Source organism: Microcoleus sp. OTE_8_concoct_300 (genome assembly GCF_031383065.1).
In the GTDB taxonomy this organism is placed as follows: Bacteria; Cyanobacteriota; Cyanobacteriia; order Cyanobacteriales; family Microcoleaceae; genus Microcoleus.
On the sequence record NZ_JANMZH010000049.1, the window covers coordinates 1 to 6,215 of the forward strand.

At 46.1% G+C, this 6,215-nt stretch carries 5 protein-coding genes; 4 read left to right on the top strand and 1 reads right to left on the bottom strand.

Going from position 1 to position 6,215, the window contains the following annotated elements:
- From ACUVJL_RS02340 to ACUVJL_RS02355, 4 genes are all read left to right on the top strand, one after another.
- On the top strand, nucleotides 1–348 hold a 348-nt coding region (locus ACUVJL_RS02340), incomplete at its 5' end, for an LptA/OstA family protein (RefSeq protein ID WP_445244372.1).
- A 380-nt stretch (nucleotides 349–728) separates the two neighbouring features.
- A complete protein-coding gene (locus ACUVJL_RS02345; RefSeq protein ID WP_445244373.1) occupies nucleotides 729–2,135 on the top strand; it encodes an RNA-guided endonuclease InsQ/TnpB family protein in 1,407 nt (468 codons plus the stop codon).
- 53 nt (nucleotides 2,136–2,188) lie between these two features.
- Nucleotides 2,189–2,917, top strand: a complete 729-nt coding sequence (lptB, locus tag ACUVJL_RS02350) for an LPS export ABC transporter ATP-binding protein (RefSeq protein ID WP_445244374.1) — start codon at nucleotides 2,189–2,191, stop codon at nucleotides 2,915–2,917.
- A gap of 81 nt (nucleotides 2,918–2,998) precedes the next feature.
- Nucleotides 2,999–4,165, top strand: a complete 1,167-nt coding sequence (locus ACUVJL_RS02355) for an LptF/LptG family permease (protein ID WP_445244375.1) — start codon at nucleotides 2,999–3,001, stop codon at nucleotides 4,163–4,165.
- Between the two features lie 79 nt (nucleotides 4,166–4,244).
- Here the strand turns inward: ACUVJL_RS02355 and ACUVJL_RS02360 are convergent, their stop codons facing one another.
- A complete protein-coding gene (locus ACUVJL_RS02360; RefSeq protein ID WP_445244376.1) occupies nucleotides 4,245–5,609 on the bottom strand; it encodes a hypothetical protein in 1,365 nt (454 codons plus the stop codon).
- Between the last annotated feature and the right edge of the window lie 606 nt (nucleotides 5,610–6,215).

The window sequence follows — 6,215 nt, forward strand, 5'->3', positions numbered from 1 at the left end:
GGCATCGTGACAGCCCGCGGCAACGTCCAAATCAACTATCCAGCCCGCCAAATACAAGCAACCGCAGCTCAAGCTCAATACTTCAGCCGCGAGCGCCGGATCATTCTCAGCGGAGATGTTTACGTCTTGCAGCAGGGCAACAGCCTGCGCGGTGAAACCATAACATACCTCATTGACGAAGGGCGGTTTATTGCCCTGCCGGACAACCCAGGACAGGTAGAATCGGTCTATCTGGTTGCCCCAGAACAAGATGCTGCAGCCCAAAACGTGGTGGGCCCCAAACCAGCCCCGGTTAATCCCAATTCCGGTGTTAAACCGCCGGCAAGCCCCCCAACAGCTCCCAGGTAAAAATAGCTAGTGGCAGCGAAATTTCGCATCGATAAAAACATACTACTTGGGATAGATGCGAAATTTCTTATTTTATAAATTAAAAAACAGGAGATTGTAAAATATCCACTTGAGACTCGATCGCACAAAGCTGCAGTTTGAAATTTAGCTAACCAGACGGGAATCCCCACACTATACCGATCAAAGGTTAGTGTGGGATGAAAGGCGCGTGAGACGATGATTCCACCTGTTTATGACCTCAAAAGTATAATCTTGAGCACTGAACAGGTAGATGACGAGAAAAACAAAATCTTTATTTAATGAGCCAATTTTGTTTTTCTCTATAATTTTAAAATTACTTGACACAAAATAGCATTTTCTGGTACATTATTGCTAAATAAATGCGTAAAATTCGTAGCGCAGTGAAGACAACATACCAGTATCAATTTTATCCCGACACTAATCAAAAGTTAAGCCTTAACCACTGGCTGAGAATTTGCCGTTATTGGTATAACAGACAGTTAGGAGATCGATTTGATTGGTGGGAGATGAACCGCACTACTGTGAATGCTTGTCCATTGATAGCCAGCATTTCTGCGCCCCGGGAAAAGCCAAACTACTACTCTCAAAAACAACAATTGCCAGTCATCAAAAAAGACTTAGTAAAAGTTTTTTATAGTGGCGAGCTATTGGACTTTAAACAGGTAGATTCAACTATCCTGCAAGATGTATCTAAGCGAGTACATAAAGCATTTGAACGGTTTATCGTAGGTGATAGTAAGGGTGGAAAGTCGGGTAGACCCCGATTTAAAACTGAAGCAGATTACCGAACGATGACTTTTTCTACGGCTAATAATGATTGGATTAAATTGGTTCGCAAGAATTGGATTTATATTCGATTGCCGAAATTAGGGGTCATAAAAGTTCGGATGCACCGCAGGGTCCCCGATGGATTTACCATCAAGCAAGCTAGTGTAACCAGCAAAGTTGATGGTTGGTTTTTTCAATTAATGCTTGAAGACTCTTCTGTTCCCGAGTTCACACCTGACAAAATTAGCCCAAATTGGGATAATTCAATTGGGTTGGATGCAGTGCTGAATGAAGATGTCTATTTGGCAACGTCGTCAGGTGAGAAATTACCCTCGTTAAAACCGCTTCGTAAAAACCAAGCCAAGTTAGACCGTATCTCAACCAAACGAAATAAACGGAAACGAGGTTCTAAGTCGAGACGTAAATTAGCTAAAAAAGAAGCAAAACAACATCAAAAAATAGCTCGTTCTCGTCAAGATTTCCACTATAAGACTGCTCACAAATTGGTGAGGTCGGGAGCTAAATTCTTTTTTCATGAAGACTTAAACTTGAAGGGCTTAACTAAACGGAACAAAGCCAAGCAAGATAATGATGGAACTTACCTGCCGAACGGTCAGTCAGCTAAGTCAGGGCTAAATAAGTCTTGGTTGGACGCTGCATTTTGTCAATTTTTTAAGACGCTGGACTACATAGCCGAAAAAGCTGGATCAGTCGTCATTTCACAAAAGCCTGCCTACACCTCAATGGTTCTGTGTTATCGGAATGAAATTATTTTCACCGATTGCGGTATTCGAGACTATTGGGATGAGCAAAATTCTTTGATGGTCGATCGCGATATTAACGCAGCGATCAATCGGAAAAGACTGGGGTTGGACGTTTTCCCCAGTATAAAATGCCGTAGTGGGAATCTTTCTGTAGCAGGAACTATGGATAACAGTACCACGAAGGAAATTTTGTATACCCTTCATCGGGCTGCAAAGAAGCCTACATCGAGCTGAGTACAGCTACGATGTAGGAGTATGTCACCTTGTAGAGGTTGCCGGGAGCGAAAATGAAAATTGTACTCGAAAATATTCACAAATCCTACGGAAAACGCAATGTAGTTAGTCGCGTCAACCTTTCGGTAGCCCAAGGAGAAATCGTAGGACTGCTCGGCCCCAACGGTGCCGGTAAAACCACAACATTTTACATCGCAACCGGATTAGAAAAACCAAATCAAGGCACCGTTTGGCTAAATGATTTAGACATCACTAAATTGGCGATACACCAGCGAGCACATTTGGGAATTGGCTATCTGGCTCAAGAAGCAAGCATTTTCCGGAACATGAGCGTGCGCGACAACATTTTATTAGTCCTAGAACAAACTCAAGTGCCGCGCTGGGAATGGCGCGATCGAGTCGATTTCCTGTTGCAAGAATTTCGCTTAGAAAAAATAGCATCGAGTTTGGGAATTCAAATCTCTGGGGGAGAAAGGCGGCGGACTGAATTGGCCAGAGCATTAGCCGCAGGGCGAGACGGGCCGATGTTCCTATTTTTAGACGAACCGTTTGCAGGCGTCGATCCGATCGCCGTAGACGAAATTCAAACCATTATTGCTAAACTGCGCGATCGCAAAATCGGCATCCTCATCACCGATCACAACGTCCGAGAAACCCTCGAAATTACCGATCGAGCCTACATCATGCGAGACGGCCAAATTTTAGCCTCCGGGGCTGAAGAAGAACTCTACAGCAACCCTTTAGTGCGGCAGTATTACTTGGGCGACAGCTTCGTGCGATAGTCTTTTGAATGCATTCGGCAAACGGTCGAATTTGAGATTTTAGATTTTAGATTAAGGAGCAATCTGCGACAACGCGCCACTATGAAAATAGCAATATCCAATTCTTTGAATCCCATCAACTGGCTGCCGAGAATTTCAGTAATGGACTGGTACATTACCAAAGAACTAATCGGGCCATTTCTCTTTGGCGTCGGACTCTTTACATCCGTCGCCGTCACAGTTGGAGCCTTATTTGAATTAGTCCGCAGAGTAACAGAATCCGGCCTCCCCTACAGCGCCGCCATAGAAATTTTTCTCCTGCAAATTCCCTACTTCGTAGTATTGGCTTTCCCCATGTCAATGCTGCTAGCAACCTTAATGGCCTACAGCCGAATGTCCAGCGACAGCGAACTCATCGCCCTCCGCAGTTGCGGAGTTAGCGTTTACCGATTGATACTGCCTGCAGTGATTATGAGTTTAATTGTTGCCGGCTTCACCTTTGCTTTGCAAGAGTTAGTCGTACCCGCCGCCAGCTACAGAGCTACTCTGACTTTAGACAGAGCCCTGAAGCGAGAAAAACCGATATTTCAAGATAGAAATATTATCTACACAGAATTTCGCAAACCAGAAAAAGGCGGCGACGAAACCCTGGCACGCTTTTTTTATGCTGAACAGTTTGACGGCCAGCGAATGAAAGGTTTAACAATTATCGATCGCTCCACCCCAGGCCTCAATCAAATCGTTTCTTCAGAATCAGCTACTTGGAATCCCTCAGAAAATACCTGGGATTTTTTCAACGGAACCGCTTATATAGTTGCTCCTGACGGCTCTTACCGCAATATAGTTAGGTTTCAACATCAGCAGTTGCAACTCCCCCGCACGCCCTTAGATTTAGCTGCTAGAGCGCGGGATTTCAAGGAAATGAACATTGCCCAAGCTTTAGAGCGTTTGGATATCCTTAAAAACAGCGGCGATGAACCGCAAATTCGCAAATTACAGGTGCGAATTCAAGAAAAATATGCTTTTCCTTTCGTGTGCCTGGTATTTGGTTTAGTGGGAGCAGCTTTGGGAACTCAACCGCGCCGCTCCGGCCGAGGAACGAGTTTTGGTATTAGCGTAGTTGTGATTTTTACTTACTACGTATTTTCTTTTATCACCAGTTCTATGGGCGTGAAAGCTGTTTTGACTCCGATTCTGTCGGCTTGGCTGCCGATCGTGTTTGGCTTGGGAATCGGAGGATTGTTGTTGGTGCGGGCTGCTTCTCGGTAAGTTTTACCAATAACATTGGGAATGGGTGATTGGGAATTGGGAATTGGTAATATCCTTTTCGTTGCCGAACTTCCTTTATTTAAGGATTAGCAAAAGTATTGATTTTGCCGCCGCCAATGTAGCGTCCTGGAGTCAGGGAGCGGGGTGTAGAAAAAGGTTGCGGTTGAATGGGCTGCCCGCCCTGATTTGTGTTTTGGGGAACAACTCCAAAGTTAGGCGGATCCGGCAAGTTAAGCTGACTCGGTTGAGCTGGTTGAAATTCAGAATTCGCTGAATTAGGAGATAACTGAGGGCTAATTATCTTGCTTGGGCCACCAGCACTCGGAAAGGGGGACTGTCCGACATTGGGAAGTAGAGGTATTGGCGAAGGTGTGGGAACTGGAAGTGCAGTCGGTTGAACTTCTGGTGCGAAGCCGGAACCAGATAAATTAGTTTGGTAGGGATTTTTCGGCAAAGCCACCGTTGCAGCCCCTGCATTAATTTCGGGGAGGTTCGGTACTCTGGAATTTAACCCAGCAAATGATTCAGTGACTGTAGCTGTCGGGTTTAATAATTCTTGAGATTCCTTGATCGCAGTATTTGTCGGAGCCGCAAGTGGGGGAAGTGCTGCAGGAACATTCACAGGATTTGCTCCAGCTTGAACTGTAGCGGTGGTTGGGAGCAAATTTGCCGCATTTGCCGCAGCCGGAGCCGGGGCTGGTCGATCGAGCAATGTAGCCGAGTCGGCAGTTTTCTGAGCCGCAGTCGCCGTTGCCTCCGTGTTAGTAAGGACGTATTTTTTCATAGCTGCTTGCAGCGGACTCAAAGGAAGAGAATTTTCGTTTTGTTTGCCTGAATTAGCAGCACTCGAGGCCTGGGATAAAGTTGCTGTCGCTCTACTCCCAGACTCAGGCTCGATCGTTTTTATCCCGGACATCAGTCCCCCACTGCCAAATAAACTCAAAGCTGATGTCGCGTCTGAACTTGGCAAGCTGGAATTTTGGGGGTTATTGTTTGCGGTTCCGACAGCAGGATTTGCTAAATTTGGCAAGGGCAAAAATCTGCTGCTTGCCACCCGCTTGGGGGCTGAAGATGGCTGAGGAATTCCACCACCCCGAGCGCTAATTTCCTCGAATAAACCTTGGCTTTTTACTACTGATGAATTTAACAAGTTCAGTGCAGAAGAAGTAGAGCCATTTAACTGATTGACTAGCACTGGTAAGCTGTCGATTTCCGCCGCAATGGCGCTATCTTCGGCAGACAGCCCCGGCAGCGAACCTGAATTGTTTGAGGCAGCTTCTTCTTCGCCATCTATGCTCAACCTTTCTGGATGTACAGAGACCTCCCAGATAAATACCCCCCCCGCACACAGCACGGCTAGCGGAGCCCAAACGGCCGGTTGCGTCCAGTGGCGCAACCGCGCTATCAGATAGCGGACAGATGTAAATCGCTTAAAACTTGACATAGTTTTGCTTCCATCCGAGCCTGCGGATTTAAAACTATTTTTCGTAGTTTACCACAGGGAGCTTGATTATTTTTGCTGTCCCGGGGTAAGTGCGATCGCGGAGCATATCGGTTTTGCTTTTACTGTCCCTGTGCGATCGTCTCGCTATAAGTAACTTCGCTGTGGCAGACCACTCCCAAAAAACGCTTTTTACTCGGATCACAGATGCTCAAGGTGCGATCGGACTTTTGATTGAAAGTTGCCCCTTATCAATGCAACAGGTGAAAATCCCTAACCCACAGGTAGAAATATGTCTTGCTTTCCTCAAATCAAGGGGGATAAGATGATAAAATTTGATGGGACGCGGTGCCCGGCCTGCCGGGCGTGTTAGCCGAGGGACGTGAAAGCAAAATGTCAAGGCAAAATGTCAAGGCAAAATTGGCAATTGCTGAGAACAACACCCAAGGAAAGAGAGAGAGGAAATTGGTCACCAACCCCAGCCTAAAGGCATGGGGCAAAGAAGAGAAAGGCTCACCACCTTTTAAATCTGAGACTAAAACAGTGTCTAGCTTGCGGGTCAAGAACCCAAACTGAACTATCTGGTGGTGGTACACCGAACGACGTTAC